The organism is Photorhabdus sp. CRCIA-P01, assembly GCF_003545805.1.
GTDB classification, from domain to species: Bacteria; Pseudomonadota; Gammaproteobacteria; order Enterobacterales; family Enterobacteriaceae; genus Photorhabdus; species Photorhabdus antumapuensis.
The window spans coordinates 20,217-41,304 of the sequence record NZ_NMQR01000020.1; the positions used below are offsets into that span (position 1 = coordinate 20,217).

Consider the following 21,088-nt stretch of genomic DNA (forward strand, 5'->3'; position numbering starts at 1 on the left):
GTTCGTCTGGACAGCGCGGCCATAGGTGTTTCCTTCTTCTCAAGATGTTTCTGATGCGTAATAGTGTAGATACGTCTAATATCAATCAATATTTGAAAAGGACTATCTGTTATGAATTATATTGATATTGAGAATATTGACCTCAATTTGCTCAGGGTGTTTGAGGCTTTGATCGAGGAAGGTGGGGCGAGTCGTGCCGCTATTCGGCTTGGATTAACGCAACCTGCGGTAAGCGCAGCTCTTGGGCGTTTAAGACGCGTATACTCCGACCCGCTGTTCGAACGGACGGGGCGCGGGCTACGTCCTACGGTTAGAGCTAATGAGTTAGCACCTCTCGTTGAAGAGGCACTGACGCAATGCCGACAGGCACTAGCTTTAACCACTGCTGGAAAAGAAATAAAGGGTCGCACGGTGACGGTGGGTTTATCAGATGACAGTGAAATTGCTTTAGGGCAAAAGATACTGAAAGAAGTTGACGAGCATCTCCCTGGTTTGCATATCATTTTTCGGCAAACTCATAGTGGCTTGGCTCAGGATATGTTGATGCGTCATCAAATTGACCTTGCTATCACCGCTGGTGGTTTATCATCTCACTTAGTTAAAAGTCACCGTTTAGGAAAGGGGAATTACTTGTGCATAGCCGACAAAAATACTTCGGTGCCGGTAACGGTGGCTGATTACGCACAACGCCCTCATTTATTAGTTTCCTCAGGTGGGTTCGTAGGTGTGGTAGATGAAGCATTAAATGCTGTTGGCTATAAACGCAGTGTCAAGGTTTCTACTACACATTTTGCGGCAGTGCCATTTTTGATGATTGAAACTGATTTAATCACTACGGTGCCATCACATGCAGCACGAGCAATGGAGAAGAACACATCGCTACAAATATTCCCATGCCCCGTTAGCATGCCACCCTATGAACTCGAAATAGGCACACGAGTGGGGAGCAGACATGATAAAGTTCTGCATGAATTAAAATCTATGATAGTGAAGATATGTCAAACACCCGGTTTTTTGTCATGAGTATTGGTATGAATGCCACAGGCTTTATATATACCCGTTATCTTTCAAGTTGCCTCTTTGTTGGCTGCACTCACTCACCCCGGTCACATAGTTCGCTATGCTCCCGGGGATTCGCTCCCTTGCCGTCGCGATACACCTTGAAATACATAGGGTATATAGTCATTTCGTTGTTGAAAATATTTTTATGGACATAAGATTGGCTATCTTGCTTCGAATAAATCGTGAGAGTTACGTGTAGCGAATCAATAGCAAGATGGTTTGGATTTCTGATATAAATACGATTTATTTTAGTTATATTAATAACCAGATTGATTAATAGTGCTTGTGTTAGGTAACCTATTCCATCTTAATCGTTGAATACTGAAATCTGCGCGTTATGAAAATTTTTAATATTGAGTTTTATCTTATTAGAGTGTGATTGGTTATTATATTTAAAATAATATTCTAACTATGTTTTAGCGATTAATGATTTCTTCAAGTGGATTTATATGCAGTAATCAAGAGTGTTAAGACGTAACATTGAAGTTGCCTTTGAGTATACATTACGGGTTGGTTTATATGAAAGAAATTAATGCAACGGAACCTTTAGGAAGAAGAAAGAAGAAAAAAGATAAAAAGATAAAATTAAGTTTCCTTTTTAAGATTATATTGGCCGTTTTATTTTTAGTGTTCTGTTTTGCATTTCTCTACATATATAATTTGGCAGAAAGAATCGATACTATGATAAATGAGAGAGTAAGTAATGGATTCTGGGATATGCCAGCTCAGGTTTATGGCAAGATATATACGTTGAAACTTGGGGAGTATAAAAACAAAGAAAATGTAATAAAGATATTAAATGGTGCCAGATACCATCACGTTGACTCGATAAGAAGTCCTGGCGACTTTCATGAAGATAGAGATAAGGTTTTTATTTACTTACGGGAGTTCTCTTATCCAGACCATTTATCTAAGTCAGTTAAAGTGGAAGTTGAGTTTGACAAAAATAGAATTAAAAAGATAGTGAATTTAGATTTAGGATTGGCTGTTAATAACATACTCATTGAACCGAGGTTAGTGGAAATTATATATTCACCCGGTGATGAACAACGGATATTCATGCCGTTGGAAAACTTCCCTAATGATATGATTAATATGTTGATTTCCACAGAGGACCGAGAGTTTTATAATCATCATGGTCTTAATCCTTATTCTATAGCCAGAGCCTTGTACAAAAATATTAAAGCTGGAAAGCGAATTCAGGGTGGAAGTACGATAACACAGCAGGTTGTGAAAAATATGTTCTTGTCCCGGGATAGGACAATTAGTCGTAAGTTGACTGAGGCTATTATGTCTTTGGTCTTGGAGTTTAAGTTTAACAAGGATAAAATTCTTGAGCTTTATCTGAATGAAATCTATCTGGGACAGAACAGTTCGTTCGGGATTTATGGGTTTCCACTTGCTAGCATTTATTACTTTGGTAGGCCAATCAATGAAATATCTTTAGAGCAGCAAGCATTATTAATAGGGATGGCTAAAGGAGCTTCATTGTATAACCCGTGGACTAAACCGACAGTAGCTATGGAGAGACGTAATCTCGTTTTAAAGTTGTCATCGGAGAGTGGAGTTATTAATAAAGACGACTACTTATCTTCAATGAAAGAAGGTCTCAATGTCCAGGAAAAAGGTTCTGTTTTCACTAAACATCCTTCTTTCATTAGCATGTTAAAAAAAGAGATTAGGAATAATAAAAATATTGTCCTTAATGATTTGTCCGGAGCAAGAGTGTTTTCCACTTTTGATCCTGTGTCACAAGAAGATGCAGAGAATGCAGTAAAAAAAACCATGCCAATGTTAGATAAGAAAACAGGTTTAAAAGATTTGCAATCTGTAATTTTAGTTGTTGATAGAAAATCGGGGGCGCTATTGGCTATTGTGGGAGATAGAAATGTAGACTATAACGGGTTCAACAGAGCTTCAGATACTAAAAGACAAGTCGGTTCACTGATTAAGCCGGCAGTCTACCTTTCTGCACTAACTTCTCCTTACCATTTTAATTTAAATACTTGGATTGAGGATGAACCTCTTAGTATAGATGTTGGTGAAAAAAACTCCTGGTCACCAAAAAACCCTACAAGAACGTACAGGGGGCGAGTAATGCTTTTAGATGCTCTTGCTCATTCTATTAATGTAGCTACAGTAAATTTGGGTATGTCTGTAGGAATTGATAATGTCGCAAAAACACTAAAATCAATAGGAATTCCTTCTGATAGAATAGTAATGGTTCCATCTATGCTGTTAGGCACACTTGATATGGCGCCAGTAGAACTTGTTGAAGGGATTCAGACGATATCTAATCTTGGAAAGCATACGGGTGTTTACACGTTAATTTCAATTCAAGACAGATATGGGAAAGAAATTTACCATAGAACCGAGACTCTAGCACAAGTCGTTCCAGAAGAAGCTGCTTGGCTCACGCTTTATGCTATGCAGGAGTCTGTTCGCTCAGGCACATCAAAAAGATTAGGGGCTGGATTTAAAAAATATGCTCTTGCAGGGAAAACGGGATCTTCCAGTGGCTTACGCGATAGCTGGTTTACTGGGATTGACGGAGAAAAAGTAGTGCTTTCTTGGATTGGAAGGGATAATAACGAGCCGACTAAATTATGGGGGGCTAGCGGTTCTTTACTTCTTACTAAAGCATTTTTTGAAATTAATGGAGTGGATAAGCTGGAGCTTGTTAAACCAAACGATATATATATGGTTGGGGTTGATACTCAAGGTGATATTTATTGTAAAGAAAACCTTTCAGGGGATAGCATGATTGGCGGGGAGGCACGCGAAATACCTATCTGGGGCAATGATCTCAATACGATTTGTAATACACCACCACAATTTCTTCCTGTTTCATTTAAAAAATCTTACTCTGATGAAAGTTTAGATGCTCTTTTTTAGATATCAGTAGAGCATTCAGAACATTTTCATGTTGCTGAGTGGAAGTAGAATGCAGGATAGTATATACCCGTTATCTTTCAAGTTGCCTCTTTGTTGGCTGCACTCGCTCACCCCGGTCACATAGTTCGCTATGCTCCCGGGGATTCTCTCCCTTGCCGTCGCGATGCATCTTGAAATCCGTAGGGTATAGAACTCCGTTTATTTTTTTAAGTTGATTTAATAAGTTGATTTTTATTTTAATATCTGAGGTGTGATACCCCTATCACGAGGGGTATTGTTCTGTTTTATCTTTCATATATTCAGCCAGCATTGCCCTCCGGTCTAAGGTTATTCGTGCAGGCAATTGCGGCATAATGAGGTTTTAGACTTGTTGATTTGGTTAATAACCCGCTCATCTTACCGTTAAGGGATCAGTAAACTTGATCCTTGCGTTGCCCGGCTTTCTAGAATCTGATGTGCCCTTGTCGCTTCACTTAGCGGGAACTTCTGATCCTCTGGTACATCCACATTAATTTTGCCGCTGGCAATCAGATCAAACAGTTCTTTACTCGCCTCATCTAACTCTTCGCGAGTTGAAATATAGCCGGCGATAGAAGGGCGGGTAACAAACAGTGAGCCTTTCTGATTTAAAATCCCCAAATCGACACCGGTAACTGGCCCGGATGCATTGCCAAAGCTAACCATCAACCCGTGGCGTTTCAGGCAATCCAGTGAATCCAGCCAGGTCGATTTACCAACAGAATCATAAACTACGTCGACTTTTTCACCGTTGGTGATTTCATAAACTCGTTCGACAATATTTTCACGGTTATAGTTAATGACCTGCCATGCACCGGCATCTTTAGCGCGTTGTGCTTTCTCATCAGAGCCAACCGTTCCGATCAGTTTTGCACCCAAAGCTTTTGCCCATTGGCAAGCAATCAATCCAACGCCACCGGCGGCGGCATGGAACAAAAAGGGTTCACCTGACTGGATTTTGTAGGTACGGCGTAGAAGATAGTAGACTGTCAGCCCTTTTAGAAAAGAAGCCGCCGCTTGTTCAAAGGAGATGGTATCCGGTAGAGCAGCGACTTTGTTTTCCGCGACATTATGCACTTCACTGTAAGCGCCTAAAGTTGATTGCGCATAAACTACACGGTCACCCACTTTTATGGTAGTGACAGCAGAACCCACTTTGGTGACTATGCCTGCGGCCTCAGTGCCTAGGCCGCTTGGTAATTGTGCCGGTGGGTATAGCCCGCTACGAATATAAGTGTCGATGTAATTGATTCCAATCGCTCTGTTTTCTATTTGTACTTCATCGTCAGCAGGAACTCTGGGGGTGAATTCACAATATTGCAGGACTTCGGGGGTACCGGTAGCGGAAAATGTGATCTGTTTTGCCATGACTCAGCCTCATAAGTGTAGGGGAATGTTTGCATGTAGTAGTTGAACTGATTGTAAACGGGCTTGAATGTGTCAGAAATAATTACAAACTATATGTAATTACTCAAGGCACTTCATAGCGTATACTCATGTGCTGTTGCAGATTTATCAGTAGATTATTGCGGGATTCATGGCGGGAAAAAAATCAACTCACAACAAAATGGCTGAACCGAAAGATCGCCAAATGGAAGGGCTGAAACTTCCGCCACACTCTCTGGAAGCAGAGCAGTCCGTGTTAGGCGGTTTAATGCTAGATAACGAACGGTGGGATAATGTTTCCGAACGTGTTACTAGCAATGATTTTTTCAGTCGTCCACATCGGCGCATTTTTGCTGAAATGCAGCGGTTGCTGGAGATGGGCAACCCCATTGACCTGATTACATTATCGGAATCCCTTGAGCAGAGTGGGGAGCTGAATAATGTAGGGGGTTTTGCTTATCTGGCCGAATTATCCAAAAATACGCCAAGTGCGGCTAACATTAATGCTTATGCGGATATTGTCCGCGAACGTGCGGTTGTTCGCGAGATGATCGCCGTCGCAAATGAAATTGCAGATGCCGGTTATGATCCTCAAGGCAGGAGCAGTGAAGAATTATTGGATCTAGCCGAATCACGGGTGTTCCAGATCGCTGAAAATCGTGCCAGTAAAGATGAAGGGCCGAAAGGAATAGAACAGATCCTTGAAGAAACCGTCGAGCGGATTGAGCAACTTTATCAACGTCCTCACGATGGTGTAACTGGTGTTTCAACCGGTTATCAGGATCTGGATAAGAAAACCGCAGGCTTACAAAAATCAGATTTGATCATTGTGGCTGCGCGTCCTTCTATGGGTAAAACCACTTTTGCCATGAACCTGTGTGAAAACGCAGCCATGATGCAGGATAAGCCGGTTCTGATCTTCAGTCTTGAGATGCCCGGCAACCAGATCATGATGCGTATGCTGGCATCCCTTTCACGGGTGGATCAAACCCGTATCCGTACCGGTCAGCTTGATGATGAAGACTGGGCGCGGATCTCCAGTACGATGGGGATATTGCTGGAAAAACGCAATATGTATATTGACGACTCATCTGGCCTGACGCCTACCGAAGTCCGTTCCCGCGCTCGGCGTGTCTTCCGTGAAAATGGTGGATTAAGCCTGATCATGATCGACTACCTGCAATTAATGCGGGTTCCGGCCTTATCTGATAATCGTACTTTGGAAATTGCAGAGATTTCCCGTTCACTAAAAGCCTTGGCTAAAGAGCTTCAAGTGCCGGTGGTTGCGCTTTCTCAGCTCAACCGTAGCCTTGAACAACGGGCAGATAAGCGCCCGGTTAACTCTGACTTACGTGAATCCGGCTCAATTGAGCAGGATGCCGACCTCATTATGTTTATCTATCGTGACGAGGTTTACCATGAGAATAGCGACATGAAAGGTGTGGCTGAAATCATTCTTGGTAAGCAGCGTAACGGCCCAATCGGTACCGTTCGCCTAACGTTTAATGGTCAATGGTCGCGGTTTGATAACTATGCCGGGCCAAGTTATGACGACGAATAAGTATTAACCACCAAAGAATCAATAAATTTAAGGAATAGAATGAAAGCGGCAACCGCAGTTATTGACCGCCGCGCTCTGCGACATAACTTGCAACGGGTAAGGGAGATCGCCCCTAAAAGCAATCTGATTGCAGTTGTGAAAGCAAACGCTTATGGCCACGGTTTACTGGAGACAGCACATACGCTGGACGACGCCGATTGTTTCGGTGTAGCGCGAATTGGTGAAGCATTGACGTTGCGTCATGGTGGTATCGTCAAACCGATTCTGTTATTGGAAGGATGCTTTGATGCGGCTGACCTACCAGTACTGGTTGCTAACCATATTGAAACTGTGGTTCACAGCATTGAACAGTTGGAAGCACTGGAACAGGCTAAGTTACCTCATCCGGTAAAAGTGTGGATGAAACTGGATAGCGGGATGCATCGTTTAGGTGTGCGGCCGGAAGATGCCGAAGAATTTTATCAACGGCTAAGTCGTTGCCAAAATGTACAGCAGCCCGTCAATATTGTCAGCCATTTTGGTAGGGCTGATGAACCAACGGTAGACACCACTTGCCAGCAGATAGCCTGTTTTCAGGCTTTCTGTGCTGACAAACCGGGAGAAAAATCTATTGATGCATCGGGAGGTATCCTGTTGTGGCCGGAAGTCCATCAGGATTGGGTGCGTCCTGGGCTGATGATGTATGGTGTATCACCATTATCTGATAAAACGGCCGCAGATTTTAACCTGATCCCAGCGATGACGTTAAAGTCGAGCTTAATTGCTGTTCGTAAGCATAAAGCTGGCGAGTCGGTTGGCTATGGTGGGACCTGGGTCAGTGAACGTGATACTTGTCTTGGGGTTGTGGCTATCGGTTACGGTGATGGTTATCCGCGCAGTGCGTCTTCGGGAACACCAATATATATTAATGGCCGTGAAGTGCCGATTGCTGGCCGTGTCTCGATGGATATGATCTCTGTTGATTTGGGGCCAGATGCGACAGATAAAGTGGGTGATGAAGTCGTGCTCTGGGGAGATGCTCTGCCAGTGGAACGGGTTGCTGAATGCACCGGTATCATTACTTATGAGCTGGTGACCAAACTCACTTCCAGAGTGGTAATGGAATACCTGGACGAATGATGTTGTAGGTTATATTGTTTATTAAATAACTCACTGATAAGGAGTAGAGCCTGATGTTCCAGAATGTTGATGCTTATGCTGGTGATCCGATTCTTTCGCTGGCTGAAGAATTTAAAAAAGATCCTCGTGCGGAAAAAATTAATCTGAGCATCGGGCTGTATTACGATGAGCAGGGAGTGACTCCACAATTGCAGGCGGTGGCTACCGCAGAAGAACAACTTAGAGCGTTGTCACGGACTGCTTCTCTTTATCTGCCAATGGAGGGATTGGAATCATATCGTCTCGCGGTTCAGGAACTGTTATTTGGTAAAGATCATCCAGTGTTGAAACAGCGGATGGTGGCAACGATTCAATCATTAGGCGGTTCTGGCGCTCTTAAAATTGGTGCTGACTTTTTGCATCGCTATTTCCCTGATTCAGAAGTGTGGTGCAGTGATCCAACTTGGGAAAACCACGCAGCTATTTTTGCGGGGGCGGGTATTAAGGTGAACTATTACCCTTATTTTGATACACAAACCAAAGGGGTAAAATTCAATGAAATGCTGGAAACATTCAGGAAGTTGCCGGCAAAAAGCATTATTGTGATGCACCCTTGTTGCCATAACCCAACCGGATCGGATCTGACCTATGATCAATGGGATCAAGTTGTTCAGATTGTTAAAGAGAGAGAATTACTGCCATTCCTTGATATTGCTTATCAGGGGCTTGGGGATGGTATGGAAAAAGATGCTTATGCCATTCGTGCTATGGCGACAGCCGGTTTGCCTTGTCTGGTGAGCAACTCCTTCTCCAAGATATTTTCTATGTATGGTGAGCGCGTGGGTGGCTTGTCTGTTATTTCTGATGATGAACAGACCAAAGAGCGGGTATTGGGGCAGTTGAAAGCGGGCGTGCGTCGCGTCTACTCTAGCCCACCGAGTTTTGGTGCGCAGGTTGTGGCTAAGGTGCTGGCTGATCCCGTTTTAAAAGCACAATGGTTGACAGAAGTTGAACATATGCGCTTGCGTATTTTGGAAATGCGCACGGTGCTGGTGGATGTTTTGAAAACCGCATTACCGGAGAAAAACTTTGAGTATTTTCTGAAACAGCGCGGGATGTTCAGTTATACCGGTTTTAGCCAGAAACAGGTGGATCGCTTGCGCCAAGAATTTGCTGTTTACTTGGTCGGTAATGGTCGAGTCTGTATGGCGGGTGTCAATCATCAGAATGTTGCACGTATTGCTGAGACATTTGCGGTGGTAAATAAGTAATGAATTCTAATATAAATAATCTGCTATTAATGATAATGATCGACAATTTTGTAAAATAGCAGTAAACATCTCCTTGAAGCGCGCTATTTATGGTGCGCTTATATTTCTCCCTCTGTAATATTTAACGGGTTGAATTTATAATAACTTTATTTCTATGTTATTTTCCACTTTTCGCATTTAGCTACTCTCGTAATAAACCGAGAGTACATCAAACTAATGAGTTCCAAAAAATAATCGAAAAATTATCTGGATTAAAGATCATCGTCGTGGATGATAAAATCATATTGAGAGATGGGGAACATTGTAAAGTACCTAAATTCGTAGTTGATAAAAAGTATGATATTAAATAACGTGTAAGCTAATAATCTAAATTTTCTCTATCTATAAAAAATAAATCAAACAGATAATAAGAATTCTGCTCTATATTGAATAGAGTCAGTTCTTTATATAATCCTATCTTGATGGTAATAACGAATATACTCCATCATTAGTTTGTTGAATTTACTTGCTTAAAAAATGATGATTACTTACTCTAATTTGGATTTATCTACGACATAATTTTTATAATATGTCTTGACGAGCTTTATTCTTTGATTATGATAATTAAAGAATAATTAACATCGTTTTATTTAATAAGGAAGCCAAATGGAAAAATTACATCGTTGGGAAAAGAATGGTTATATTATTTCTACGGATAAACATGAATTAGATATTAATTTGATTCATCAGTTTCTGGAAAAAACGAGTTGGGCAGAAGGAATTGATAAAGAAACTGTGAATTTATCAATTGAAAATAGCTTAAATTTTGGTTTGTACAAAGATTCCCAACAGATAGGATTTGCGCGTATTGTGACTGATTTCACGACCTTTGGTTATCTATGTGATGTTTTTATCTTGGAGGATTATCAGGGGTTAGGATTAGCACGTTGGATGATGGAATATTGTCTGGAGCATCCTCAAATAATAAAGCTCAGAAGAATTATGCTGGTTGCTACCACAGCTCCTTGGTTATATGAAAAGACGGGTTATTTGCCGATAAAATCAGATAACTTTGTTTGGCAAATTGTTCGTCCTGATATTTACAAGAAAAATAAAATTTAATGTAATTAAATCAACCTATTGGTTAATTATAAATAAGGCATTCATATATGCAGGGAATAATTTATCGTGTCAATATACAGATATAAATTGCTGTGAAAGTCATGTTAATCAAGATTCGGTGAATTGAACAGTTTACCAAAAATATTGTCATTTGAACGTGGTCTAACTCTTGCTATTTATTGTGAAACAGATCACTTTTTCATGAAACATGTTTCAGATGGTAAAAATGATTTTCACTATTTTAAGGCATACCCAAACATTTGTTAGCTTCCAATAATATTTTTCTTATTTCTTTGTTTTGTTAAATCTATTTCCAGTATAAAACACTAGCTGATTCTTAATATTCTAGAAGGATGGGTATTCCAGCAGGATTTAACTTGATGGTTATCACATAAAATAGGGCTGGAAATCCAGTTATATACTCTTACGATCATTCTCCCAACTTCGTTGTAAAATAAAAAATCTTGCTTTACTGTTTTGTTTTTAACACATAAAACAAACGTGTGTTTAAGAACAAACAAGTGTCTAAAAATGACGAATCGGGAAAAACAAATATTGCAACTTCTGAGACGAGATCCGTTAATTCCACAGCAGGAAATTGCCGATATTTTAGGTATAAGTCGCTCGGGTGTTGCTGGTCATATTATGAATTTAATGAATAAAGGATATATAAAGGGGAAAGGTTATATTTTATCTGACCACAATTATGTAGTAACGGTTGGCTCTATTAATATGGATGTTTGCGGTTATGCATCGGATAAACTGATTTATCAAGATTCTAACCCAGGAAAAATAAAATGTACCCCTGGTGGTGTAGGCAGAAATATTGCCCAAAATATCGCGTTATTAGGTAAAGAATGTCATCTTATTTCTGTTGTTGGCGATGATTTTTATGGTGGAACTTTACTGGATCAGGCCAGATGCGCAGGTGTTAATATCGACTATTGCTATAAGCTTTATGGTGAAAATACCTCAACATATGTCTCTTTTTTAGATGACGGTGGTGAGATGTTGGTTGCCATCAATGACATGCATATTTTGGAAAAACTGACGCCATTGTTGTTAGCGAATCATTGTGATCTTATTCAGCACGCCGGCGTACTGGTTATTGATTGCAATTTATCTGAAGAAGCTTTGGTTTGGTTGTTGACTAATGCCGGAACAGTGCCGGTATTTGTGGATACAGTATCCGCATTTAAAGCCCCGAAGATTAAAAACTGGCTTTCCTATATCCACACCTTAAAACCTAATTGTCTGGAGGCGGAAGCACTGAGTGGAATGAAAATCACCCAACCTACCGATGTTCCGGCAGTAGCGCGGTGGTTTCACGATCAAGGTGTGCAGCGGTTGGTACTCAGCATGGGCGTAGAAGGTGTCTACTTTAGTGAAAGTGATGGCGTGGCGGGGTGGTCACTTCCCATCAGTATCAAGATTGTCAATGTAACAGGTGCCGGAGATGCCATGATGGCCGGGTTGGTGAACTGCTGGCTAGAAAATATGACGCTGGCGGAAAGTGTTCGCTTTGCTCAAGGATGCTCTGCACTCACACTTTCTTGCGAATTTACCAATAATCTAAATCTGTCCAATGGCAGTGTCCAAAAACTGCTGGAATTACCATCATGAAAAATCATGCTATTAGCAATAAATATTTGGATATTTCCCCAGAAGTTACAGAGGCTTTAGTGAATAACCGACCAGTTGTGGCGTTGGAATCGACCATTATTGCTCATGGAATGCCTTATCCACAAAATGTAAAGACCGCACTACACGTTGAGCAGAAAGTCAGGGAAAATGGTGCTATTCCTGCAACAATTGCTGTTATCAATGGGATTATGAAAGCAGGTCTGTCGTATGAAGAAATAGAGTTTTTGGGTAGAGAAGGTGACAAAATAACTAAAGTCAGTCGTCGTGATTTACCCTTTGTGATGGCGGCTGGAAAAAATGGCGCGACGACGGTTGCTTCTACTATGATTATTGCTGCAATGGCCGGAATTAGAATTTTTGCTACCGGCGGTATTGGTGGTGTGCACCGTGGCGCGGAACAGACTTTTGATATTTCAGCCGATTTACAGGAATTAGCGAAAACCAGTGTCGCAGTAGTCTGTGCTGGTGCTAAATCCATTCTGGATCTTGGCCTGACAACAGAATATCTTGAAACTCACGGTGTACCACTGATTGGCTATCAGACTCATGTTTTGCCGGCGTTTTTCTGTCGTACCAGCCCATTTCCCGTCAATATTCGTCTGGATTCCCCAGAACAGATAGCTCGGGCGATGGCAGTAAAATGGGATACTGGATTACAGGGCGGTTTGGTGGTTGCTAATCCGATCCCTGAGCCATACGCTATGCTGGAAGCGGAGATCAATGCTGCGATCAAGCAGGCTGTGAGCGAATCCATTGAACAGGGGATAAGAGGAAAGGCGTGTACACCGTTTCTATTGGCTAGAGTGGCTGAATTAACCAAGGGTGATAGTTTGTCTGCCAATATGCAGTTGGTACTTAATAATGCTGAACTGGCAGCGAAAATTGCTTGTTGTTATTGGGAAAGCCGTGGGTAAAGCAACTCGTTATGCTTTGAGCCTTATCTTCAAGTTGGTTAATAGATGGGTTCTGCCTCAAAGGATTGAAAGGTCGTTGCCAGAAATAAAGGGGCTTAAATTGCCCCTTGTTTGCGAATTATGCTTTTTTCTTCAATATGGGCTTTAGGAAACGTGCAGTATGTGATTTTTCACATTCGGTGACTTCCTCTGGTGTACCAGAAATTAGAATTTCACCGCCGCCACCACCTCCTTCGGGGCCAAGATCCACGATCCAGTCAGCAGTTTTAATCACATCAAGGTTATGCTCAATAACCACAATGGTATTCCCTTGATCGCGTAATTGATGCAGAACGGCTAATAGCTGCTGAATGTCAGCAAAATGCAAACCTGTTGTTGGCTCATCAAGAATATATAACGTCTGTCCAGTTCCGCGTTTAGATAGTTCACGCGCCAGTTTTACTCGCTGCGCTTCACCGCCTGATAACGTTGTTGCTGATTGACCCAGACGGATATAAGAAAGGCCAACATCTATTAGGGTTTGCAGTTTACGGGCCAGAGCAGGAACCGCATCAAAGAACTCACGCGCTTCTTCGATCGTCATATTCAATACTTCATTGATATTCTTGCCCTTATATTTTACTTCCAGTGTTTCACGGTTATAACGCTTACCTTTGCACTGATCACAAGGGACATAAATATCAGGCAGGAAATGCATTTCTACCTTAATAACACCATCACCTTGGCAAGCTTCACAGCGCCCACCTTTAACGTTAAAACTGAATCGTCCAGGGGTATAACCACGGGTGCGTGATTCAGGTACGCCAGCGAACAATTCACGGACGGGTGTGAATACGCCGGTATAAGTTGCCGGGTTAGAGCGGGGAGTTCGGCCAATCGGGCTCTGGTCAATATCAATCACTTTATCGAAGTGCTCTAGCCCTTGAATATCGATATAAGGCGCAGGGGTGATATTGGTCGCGCCATTTAACTGACGTTGGGCAATGGGGAACAGCGTATCATTGATTAGCGTCGATTTACCGGAACCAGAAACCCCGGTAATACAAGTAAATAACCCAACTGGCAGATTGAACGTCACATTTTTCAGGTTATTACCTTTCGCGCCAATCAGTTTCAGCACCTTTTTCGGATCAGCCGGGATACGCTTTTCTGGGATAGCAATTTCCCGTTCACCACTCAGGAATTGGCCGGTCAGTGACTCTTTGCTCACCATGATATCTTTAACTGTGCCTTCCGCGACGATTTCACCGCCATGCACACCTGCACCGGGGCCAATATCAATGATATGGTCGGCAGCCCGGATGGCATCTTCATCATGCTCAACTACAATCACAGTATTTCCCAGGTTCCGCAAGTGGATTAGCGTTTCCAGCAGGCGTTCATTATCCCGCTGATGCAACCCGATAGAAGGTTCATCAAGTACATACATCACTCCCACTAAACCTGCACCAATCTGGCTGGCAAGGCGGATACGTTGGGCTTCGCCACCGGACAAAGTTTCGGCGGAACGGGAGAGAGTTAGATAATTCAGACCAACATTAACCAAGAATTTCAGACGGTCGCGGATCTCTTTCAGTACTTTTTCAGCAATTTGCGCGCGTTGACCGCTGAGTTTAATGTTTTGGAAAAAATCCATTGCATGGCCGATACTAAAATCTGAGATCTCCGGCAGAGTGGTATTCTCAATAAATACGTAACGGGCTTCTTTACGTAAGCGGGTTCCGTGGCAGGAAATACACGAACGATTACTGATATATTTCGCCAGTTCCTCTCGAACGGCAGTGGATTCCGTCTCTTTATAACGGCGTTCCATATTATGCAGTACACCTTCGAACGGATGGTGGCGTACTGTGGTATCACCACGATCATTGGTGTATTTAAATTCGATGGATTGTTTACCGGAACCGTACAACACCAATTTCTGAATATTGGCGCTGAGGGAATTGAAGGGTACTTCGATATCGAATTTATAATATTCCGCTAATGAACATAGCATCTGGAAATAGTAGAAATTGCGGCGATCCCAGCCACGAATTGCCCCACCGGCCAGGGAGATATCACCATTCTGAATGACTCTATCAGGATCAAAAAATTGCTGAATGCCTAAACCATCACAAGTTGGGCAAGCCCCGGCTGGATTGTTGAAAGAGAACAGGCGAGGTTCCAATTCACTCATGCTGTAGCCACATGTAGGACACGCAAAATTAGCAGAGAAAATCAGCTCTTCGGCTGTATTATCATCGATATTGGCGACAATAGCGGTACCGCCTGAAAGTTCCAGTGCTGTTTCAAAAGATTCAGCTAGGCGTTGTGCCAGATCAGCGCGAACTTTAAAGCGATCAATGACCACTTCAATGGTATGTTTTTTCTGTAATTCTAGCCTTGGCGGATCGGATAGATCACAGACTTCACCATCAATACGGGCGCGGATATAACCTTGTGCTGCCAGATTATCCAACAATTTAGTGTGTTCACCTTTTCGCTCTTTGACGACGGGTGCCAGCAACATCAGGCGATGACCTTCTGGCAGAGTTAGCACATTATCTACCATCTGGCTAACAGTCTGTGCCGTCAACGGAATATCGTGATCTGGGCAACGTGGTTCACCTACGCGGGCAAACAGCAAACGCAGATAATCATGAATTTCAGTAATTGTCCCCACGGTTGAACGTGGGTTATGGGAAGTAGATTTTTGCTCAATAGAAATGGCCGGGGATAATCCTTCAATATGGTCAACATCGGGTTTCTCCATCAGTGACAGAAACTGGCGCGCATACGCTGAAAGTGATTCCACATAACGACGTTGCCCTTCTGCGTAAAGCGTATCGAATGCCAGAGAAGACTTACCTGATCCGGACAAGCCGGTGATAACGATCAGCTTGTCTCGGGGAATTATCAGATTGATATTTTTGAGATTGTGGGTACGTGCGCCCCGAACTTCGATGTTATCCATGAACCATTTCCCGGATTATTCATACGTGCATAACTAATAATAAGTGCGTTATTATTACACAGAGTTGACTGATTAGATATACAGTATTTAAGTGAAATAATGTAATAAGTACAGTATGAAGTACGGTGAGCTTCGCAAAGTCTGCTTTAAAGCGGTTGCGTTTCATTTTTAGCGTCGCATGTTAAACTGCGTTGTTTGATAATTGTAGAAATTCATTTCATCAGGAGTATTCCCAATGGCCAGCAGAGGCATAAACAAAGTTATTTTAATCGGTAACCTGGGGCAAGACCCGGAAGTCCGCTATATGCCAAACGGCGGTGCAGTGACTAATATTACTCTGGCGACTTCTGAAAGCTGGCGCGATAAACAAACCGGCGAGATGAAAGAGAAGACTGAATGGCACCGGGTTGTTTTGTTTGGCAAACTGGCGGAAGTCGCGGGTGAATACCTGCGTAAAGGTTCGCAGGTTTATATTGAAGGTGCTCTGCAAACCCGTAAATGGCAGGATCAGAACGGTCAGGAGCGTTACACCACGGAAGTGGTGGTAAACATGGGTGGTACCATGCAAATGTTGGGTGGTCGTGCTGGTGGTGGTACTCAGGATACCCAACCGCAAGGTGGCGGTTGGGGACAGCCACAGCAGCCACAACCACAGCAACAATCTCAGCAGTTCAGCGGTGGTGGCGCTCCTGCTCGTCCAGCTCAATCCTCTGTTCCACAAAGCAATGAGCCACCAATGGATTTCGATGATGATATTCCGTTTTAAGTGCGACACTTTTCTTTGTAAAACAATTGGTTATCATGTTTAGATGTGATAATCATAGGCTGTTGGAATGCCTATTGCGAGCCTGACTAATCCTTACCCAGTAATGGGTTTGAACCCTCGAAAGAGGGAGGAAAGTGCAGTATGTCAGGAAAAGGCTGGTTGCGGGGAAATAACCTACTTTGCGCCAGCCATTGCAAATCCCATATGGTTAAGCCTGATTGGTTGAATCATAGTTCATAGTGGGTTTCGGGACATCTTTGACTCACGGTTATTCAGGAGTCATACCAATATTTATAGTGATTATTGTTAGAAGGTTGCTATATCCAATAATATTGGTACCTGCTCGGTGAGAGTGGTAATTGAACGTAAATGAAACCTAAGTGGGATGCATCTTGCTTACAAAGAAATGTGGGATTACCTAAGTTGGTTAGATAATTAACCAATAGGGGAAGGGGAGTCAGTTGGGTAAATACTAACAGATGCGAGGTTCGATAGTCAGTGCTATCACAAAGAACACTCAATGCTCTGAGTGGTATAAGCAAAGCCAGTACACAAGGTTGCAAGATCAAGAAATTACATAAAATTATGTGTAGCAACAAAGATCTTTGGGTGCAGGTTTACGCCAATATTTATTCCAATCAGGGAGCAATGACAAGAGGCGTAAATAATAATATGTTAGATGGAATGAGTGTGGACAGGATTCTTAATCTTAATCCAGCTTGTGAACTCAAGTTCGTATAAACCCAAATCTTGCAGACGCACACACATAACCGTTGTTAACTAATTTGACCTACACCATAGTGTCATATACAACGCACAGTGCAGGGAGTTTACATTATGATTGAACTCTGGTAGTGCGTGGCTAATGAATCGCGACAGGTTTGGTAGACACTCTATAGCCATAAGATGTTTTAAGAAGAGGTGCTCATGAGCGCTTCACGTTATCCCAAGAGCTCATAGGGAATAGGTTAAGCAAGTGGTTAATCGCAGACTGTTTTGTTAGAGCTCGGGATTATCGGTTGCGACTTAGTAGCTGATAGATCGTAAGTGCCAGTTTAATCTAGTTAATTCATAAAATCATATATTCTTATTGATAAGGTTTAAAGAGATTAACATGTCATATAATGAAAATGACTGGGATAAAGAACATCTACTATCGTTTCCAATAAATGTGAAAGCGGTGATTGCACATATGCGTCAGGACATGAGAGACGATTGGTTTCCTGATCCTCTATCCTATAATGACCTATTTGAAAAAGCGGATGATCTCAGAGAAGTACTAATGGAGTTGCTGCTTGAAGGTAATGGGCGCTATGAAGGGAATCTACGAAATTTATGTAACATACCCAAAAAAGGGCTTGGCATAAGATATTCTCTAGAAACTGATTTTTACGATAGATTTATTTATCAGGCAATTTGTTCATTTTTAATTCCTTTTTTTGATCCATTACTTTCGCCTCGAGTTTTAGGGCATCGATATAACAAAAAAAGAACTAAGGAAAAGTACCTTTTTAAGTCTAGGATTGAATTATGGCAAACTTTTGAAGGTGTAACCTATACTGCAATCACTAGTAGTAAAGCTTTGATGGCTACAGATGTTCTTAATTATTTTGAAAATATATCTATCGATAAAGTCAAAGAAAGCTTTGAGTTACTAATCCCCCAGGTGAAAGCAAATGGCGCGGAAAAATTAAAGATCAGAAATGCAATCAATACACTCTGTGAATTACTTTGCAAGTGGGGGTTCAGTAAATTTCACGGATTACCACAAAATAGAGATCCTTCTTCATTCATAGCTAATGTCATGCTTAATTCTATCGATCAGAAAATGGTTGTTTTAGGTTATGATTATTATCGTTATGTGGATGATATTAGAATAATTTGCCCAGATATAAGTAGTGCTAGGCGTTCACTAATTGAGTTAATTGGTGCATTAAGAACTATTGGAATGAACATCAATTCAAGTAAAACAAAAATACTTACATCTGATTCAGATAAGGATTTGGTAGCAGAATTTTTTCCGTCACTTGATGATAGAAGTATAACTATAGATAATATGTGGAAGTCACGGAATCGAAGAATTATTGCCAGATCTGCCAAGTATATTCATGCAATGATTAAGGATTGTATAGAGAGACAAGAAACACAATCTAGACAATTTCGATTTGCAGTTAACCGCTTGATAAAACTTGTTGATGCAAATGTTTTTGACGTACATTCTTCATTAGGTGAAGAATTGCTTGATATGATTATAAGTACCTTTATCGATCACCCAGCCTCTACAGATCAATACTGTAGATTAATTTGTGCTTTGCAGCCGTTAGATAAACATTTTGAAAAAATAACAGATTTCCTATGTGATCATGATTCTGCGATACATTCGTGGCAAAACTATCATATCTGGTTGACTTTAGCCTACCATAATTTTAAATCAGACCAGTTAATTGAGACGGCATGTGAGCGGTTGAATTTAATTTCAAATGATCCAGAGGTTGCGGCTGTATTTATATACTTGTCTTGTATTGGTGAGACGGAAAAACTCATTCCGGTAATCTCTCAATTTGATGCCAGTTGGCCTAACAGGCATCAACGAAGTTTTCTTCTTGCAACTAAAGATTTGCCTCAAGACTCATTAAAAAAAATAGTTGAAAAATTGACAATTAAGCTTAGGAATACGGCTAGAAGGGCTACGCCACACTATTATAATAATCGCCCGTTAGCAGAACGGAAGTTTCCTAAGATTGTTGATCTATATGACGAGGTTACCACCTATGATTGATGCTCAACCTAAAGTATTTTTATTTATTAAAGATTATTCTGAGTTAGGTGAAGATAGGTATTTTCTATTAAATGGGAATGTCTTCTCTGAGGTTTGTGCAGAGCAAATAGTATCACAAACAGAGCTGATTGTTTGCCACGATTATTGGTTAATCGCTCCGTCAATTTGGATGTCTATTGGGTCACTCCCATCTTTGATTGTAGATGTAGATGAATTCCAAATTATTGTATCTGGAATGAAGAAAGAAAGATTGTTAAGAGACTGCAAGGATATCACGAGAAGGTCGAATATATATGAAGGTAATGAGGACTTATGTTCTAGGTATTTTAAAATATTTAACCGAACTTTACCTTTTGAAGAGGCGGTTTTTAGGGACTTTAGCCTTTTACTAAGGGAACATTATCTTTCAGTTAAAAATTATGCATCTTTAAATGATGAGTTATATCGGTTTGAAAGTATAGAGATTCCTGTTTCGAGATATGTTATAAATTCAATTTGCAGGGGAATTAAAATAAATCAGGGCCAACTTTTAATACATAAAAAAAACCTTGAGCATGATTTCTACACTGCATTGAAAGAATACTCAGCAAAATATAATGTACCTCTTGAAGTACCTGATGATCAAGATGTTATAGAGTATTTAGAGCCTATGGGATATGATTTTACGGGTGTAGACGTGGACTATATCCTTAAATTTGTCCCTATGGAAAGTAATTACGCGAAAGATGTATTGTCGCTTAGGAAACTATCTCGATCTAGAAACGTTCTTAATTCTATACCTTTAAGCACGCGCCGTGCTTATCCGATGGTTGATACTTTTGGGTCTATTACTTCTAGGATTTATTTAAGAGACCCATCCTTGCAGAATCTTGCAAAAAAGCATCGTAACATACTAATTCCGGACGATAGAAAGCGATTTGTATATGTTGACTATGATCAATTTGAGGCTGGAATAATGGCAGCTCTTTCACAAGATGAGGAGCTGTTATCATTATACTCGGGGAAAGATATGTATGTGGGTTTCGCTGAGAAACTTTTCAATAATATAAATATGAGGAAGGACGCGAAGAGGTTATTTCTGTCATATGCTTATGGGATGTCGATGAAATCATTGATAGATGCAGCGGTAGGATTTGGTGCGAATAGAAAGGTGGCTAAGGAAATATTCAAAAGCTTTGTCTATTTTGAAAAATGGAAAGAAGGGATATGGAGTGATTTTGCCAGAAGTGGCAAGATTGGGACTGCTAATGGTAATTACCTTATACGTGATAGAGAGGGGCCATTAGATGGAAAAGAGAAACGTTCATCTGTAAGTCAAGTGATTCAAGGAACAGCTTCATTAATATTTAAGGAAGCCTTGATGTCGCTGGAAGCTTTGAAAGCTGTAGAATTATTATTGCCTATGCATGATGCTGTTTTGGTACAGGTGCCGTTAGATTTCGAGGATAAAGTTATAGCAGAATTGCTTGCAAATGTTATGTCTGACCATTTTGGACAAAAGATTGTAGGTAAAGCTTCTATCGACACTTTCTTTGAAGATTAGGTCATGGCATGACTTCTTATTACTACATGTCAGATGTAACATCAATATAATAATGTCACTTTCTACCAATTTAGAAATGTCACTTTTTACGGCATAA

13 protein-coding genes and 1 pseudogene are annotated in these 21,088 nt (G+C 41.2%); 12 read left to right on the top strand and 2 right to left on the bottom strand.

Annotated elements, in window-relative coordinates; genetic code table 11:
- The first annotated feature begins 111 nt into the window (after positions 1 to 111).
- Together D3222_RS13225 and mrcB are read left to right on the top strand one after the other, a co-directional pair.
- A complete protein-coding gene (locus D3222_RS13225; RefSeq protein WP_118986593.1) occupies positions 112 to 1,023 on the top strand; it encodes a LysR family transcriptional regulator in 912 nt (303 codons plus the stop codon).
- 558 nt (positions 1,024 to 1,581) lie between these two features.
- Positions 1,582 to 3,957 carry a penicillin-binding protein 1B gene (gene mrcB, locus D3222_RS13235; RefSeq protein ID WP_118986594.1) on the top strand — a complete coding sequence of 792 codons (2,376 nt, stop codon included), beginning with the start codon at positions 1,582 to 1,584 and terminating at the stop codon, positions 3,955 to 3,957.
- A 402-nt stretch (positions 3,958 to 4,359) separates the two neighbouring features.
- On the opposite strand, the gene D3222_RS13240 is transcribed toward mrcB, so the two are convergent.
- The gene (locus tag D3222_RS13240; RefSeq protein WP_118986595.1) at positions 4,360 to 5,343 is read right to left on the bottom strand and encodes a quinone oxidoreductase; all 984 of its coding nucleotides are present in this window, start codon (positions 5,341 to 5,343) and stop codon (positions 4,360 to 4,362) included.
- Between the two features lie 169 nt (positions 5,344 to 5,512).
- Here D3222_RS13240 and dnaB point away from each other — a divergent pair, with 169 nt between their 5' ends.
- The 6 genes from dnaB (at position 5,513) to D3222_RS13270 (ending at position 12,950) form a co-directional block, all read left to right on the top strand.
- Positions 5,513 to 6,922 (top strand): replicative DNA helicase, encoded by a 1,410-nt coding sequence (gene dnaB, locus D3222_RS13245; RefSeq protein ID WP_011148449.1) that lies wholly within the window; start codon positions 5,513 to 5,515, stop codon positions 6,920 to 6,922.
- A 39-nt stretch (positions 6,923 to 6,961) separates the two neighbouring features.
- On the top strand, positions 6,962 to 8,041 hold the full coding sequence (gene alr / locus D3222_RS13250) for an alanine racemase (protein ID WP_118986596.1): 1,080 nt from the start codon (positions 6,962 to 6,964) through the stop codon (positions 8,039 to 8,041).
- Between the two features lie 53 nt (positions 8,042 to 8,094).
- Positions 8,095 to 9,291, top strand: a complete 1,197-nt coding sequence (locus D3222_RS13255) for an amino acid aminotransferase (protein WP_118986597.1) — start codon at positions 8,095 to 8,097, stop codon at positions 9,289 to 9,291.
- A 645-nt stretch (positions 9,292 to 9,936) separates the two neighbouring features.
- Entirely contained in the window at positions 9,937 to 10,392 is a 456-nt protein-coding gene (locus D3222_RS13260; RefSeq protein WP_118986598.1) for a GNAT family N-acetyltransferase, read from the top strand.
- Positions 10,393 to 10,923: 531 nt separating this feature from the next.
- Positions 10,924 to 12,015 carry a PfkB family carbohydrate kinase gene (locus D3222_RS13265; RefSeq protein WP_118986599.1) on the top strand — a complete coding sequence of 364 codons (1,092 nt, stop codon included), beginning with the start codon at positions 10,924 to 10,926 and terminating at the stop codon, positions 12,013 to 12,015.
- Positions 12,012 to 12,950: a pseudouridine-5'-phosphate glycosidase gene (locus tag D3222_RS13270; RefSeq protein WP_118986600.1), complete on the top strand. Its 939-nt coding sequence runs from the start codon at positions 12,012 to 12,014 to the stop codon at positions 12,948 to 12,950. The genes D3222_RS13265 and D3222_RS13270 overlap by 4 nt, the downstream gene beginning before the upstream one ends.
- A 118-nt stretch (positions 12,951 to 13,068) precedes the next feature.
- Here the strand turns inward: D3222_RS13270 and uvrA are convergent, their stop codons facing one another.
- On the bottom strand, positions 13,069 to 15,903 hold the full coding sequence (uvrA, locus tag D3222_RS13275; RefSeq protein WP_118986601.1) for an excinuclease ABC subunit UvrA: 2,835 nt from the start codon (positions 15,901 to 15,903) through the stop codon (positions 13,069 to 13,071).
- A gap of 235 nt (positions 15,904 to 16,138) precedes the next feature.
- Here uvrA and D3222_RS13280 point away from each other — a divergent pair, with 235 nt between their 5' ends.
- The 4 genes and pseudogenes from D3222_RS13280 to D3222_RS13295 all read left to right on the top strand — a co-directional run bounded on the left by D3222_RS13280 (position 16,139) and on the right by D3222_RS13295 (position 20,991).
- A complete protein-coding gene (locus D3222_RS13280) occupies positions 16,139 to 16,669 on the top strand; it encodes a single-stranded DNA-binding protein (RefSeq protein WP_118986602.1) in 531 nt (176 codons plus the stop codon).
- Between the two features lie 498 nt (positions 16,670 to 17,167).
- A pseudogene (locus D3222_RS26550) lies at positions 17,168 to 17,438 on the top strand (reverse transcriptase domain-containing protein); the annotation flags it as partial.
- Positions 17,439 to 17,783: 345 nt separating this feature from the next.
- Positions 17,784 to 19,448, top strand: a complete 1,665-nt coding sequence (locus D3222_RS13290; RefSeq protein WP_118986603.1) for an RNA-directed DNA polymerase — start codon at positions 17,784 to 17,786, stop codon at positions 19,446 to 19,448.
- Positions 19,441 to 20,991 carry a DNA polymerase gene (locus D3222_RS13295; protein ID WP_118986604.1) on the top strand — a complete coding sequence of 517 codons (1,551 nt, stop codon included), beginning with the start codon at positions 19,441 to 19,443 and terminating at the stop codon, positions 20,989 to 20,991. The genes D3222_RS13290 and D3222_RS13295 overlap by 8 nt, the downstream gene beginning before the upstream one ends.
- Positions 20,992 to 21,088: the final 97 nt, after the last annotated feature.

What these genes read in the sequence shown, in the direction of transcription:
- alr (WP_118986596.1), top strand. Translation starts at nt 6,962, where the DNA reads ATGAAAGCGGCAACCGCAGTTATTGACCGCCGCGCTCTGCGACATAAC.
- D3222_RS13260 (WP_118986598.1), top strand. Translation starts at nt 9,937, where the DNA reads ATGGAAAAATTACATCGTTGGGAAAAGAATGGTTATATTATTTCTACG.
- D3222_RS13265 (WP_118986599.1), top strand. Translation starts at nt 10,924, where the DNA reads ATGACGAATCGGGAAAAACAAATATTGCAACTTCTGAGACGAGATCCG.
- uvrA (WP_118986601.1), bottom strand. Translation starts at nt 15,903, where the DNA reads ATGGATAACATCGAAGTTCGGGGCGCACGTACCCACAATCTCAAAAAT.
- D3222_RS13280 (WP_118986602.1), top strand. Translation starts at nt 16,139, where the DNA reads ATGGCCAGCAGAGGCATAAACAAAGTTATTTTAATCGGTAACCTGGGG.
- dnaB (WP_011148449.1), top strand. Translation starts at nt 5,513, where the DNA reads ATGGCGGGAAAAAAATCAACTCACAACAAAATGGCTGAACCGAAAGAT.
- D3222_RS13240 (WP_118986595.1), bottom strand. Translation starts at nt 5,343, where the DNA reads ATGGCAAAACAGATCACATTTTCCGCTACCGGTACCCCCGAAGTCCTG.
- D3222_RS13270 (WP_118986600.1), top strand. Translation starts at nt 12,012, where the DNA reads ATGAAAAATCATGCTATTAGCAATAAATATTTGGATATTTCCCCAGAA.
- D3222_RS13225 (WP_118986593.1), top strand. Translation starts at nt 112, where the DNA reads ATGAATTATATTGATATTGAGAATATTGACCTCAATTTGCTCAGGGTG.
- D3222_RS13295 (WP_118986604.1), top strand. Translation starts at nt 19,441, where the DNA reads ATGATTGATGCTCAACCTAAAGTATTTTTATTTATTAAAGATTATTCT.
- mrcB (WP_118986594.1), top strand. Translation starts at nt 1,582, where the DNA reads ATGAAAGAAATTAATGCAACGGAACCTTTAGGAAGAAGAAAGAAGAAA.
- D3222_RS13290 (WP_118986603.1), top strand. Translation starts at nt 17,784, where the DNA reads ATGTCATATAATGAAAATGACTGGGATAAAGAACATCTACTATCGTTT.
- D3222_RS13255 (WP_118986597.1), top strand. Translation starts at nt 8,095, where the DNA reads ATGTTCCAGAATGTTGATGCTTATGCTGGTGATCCGATTCTTTCGCTG.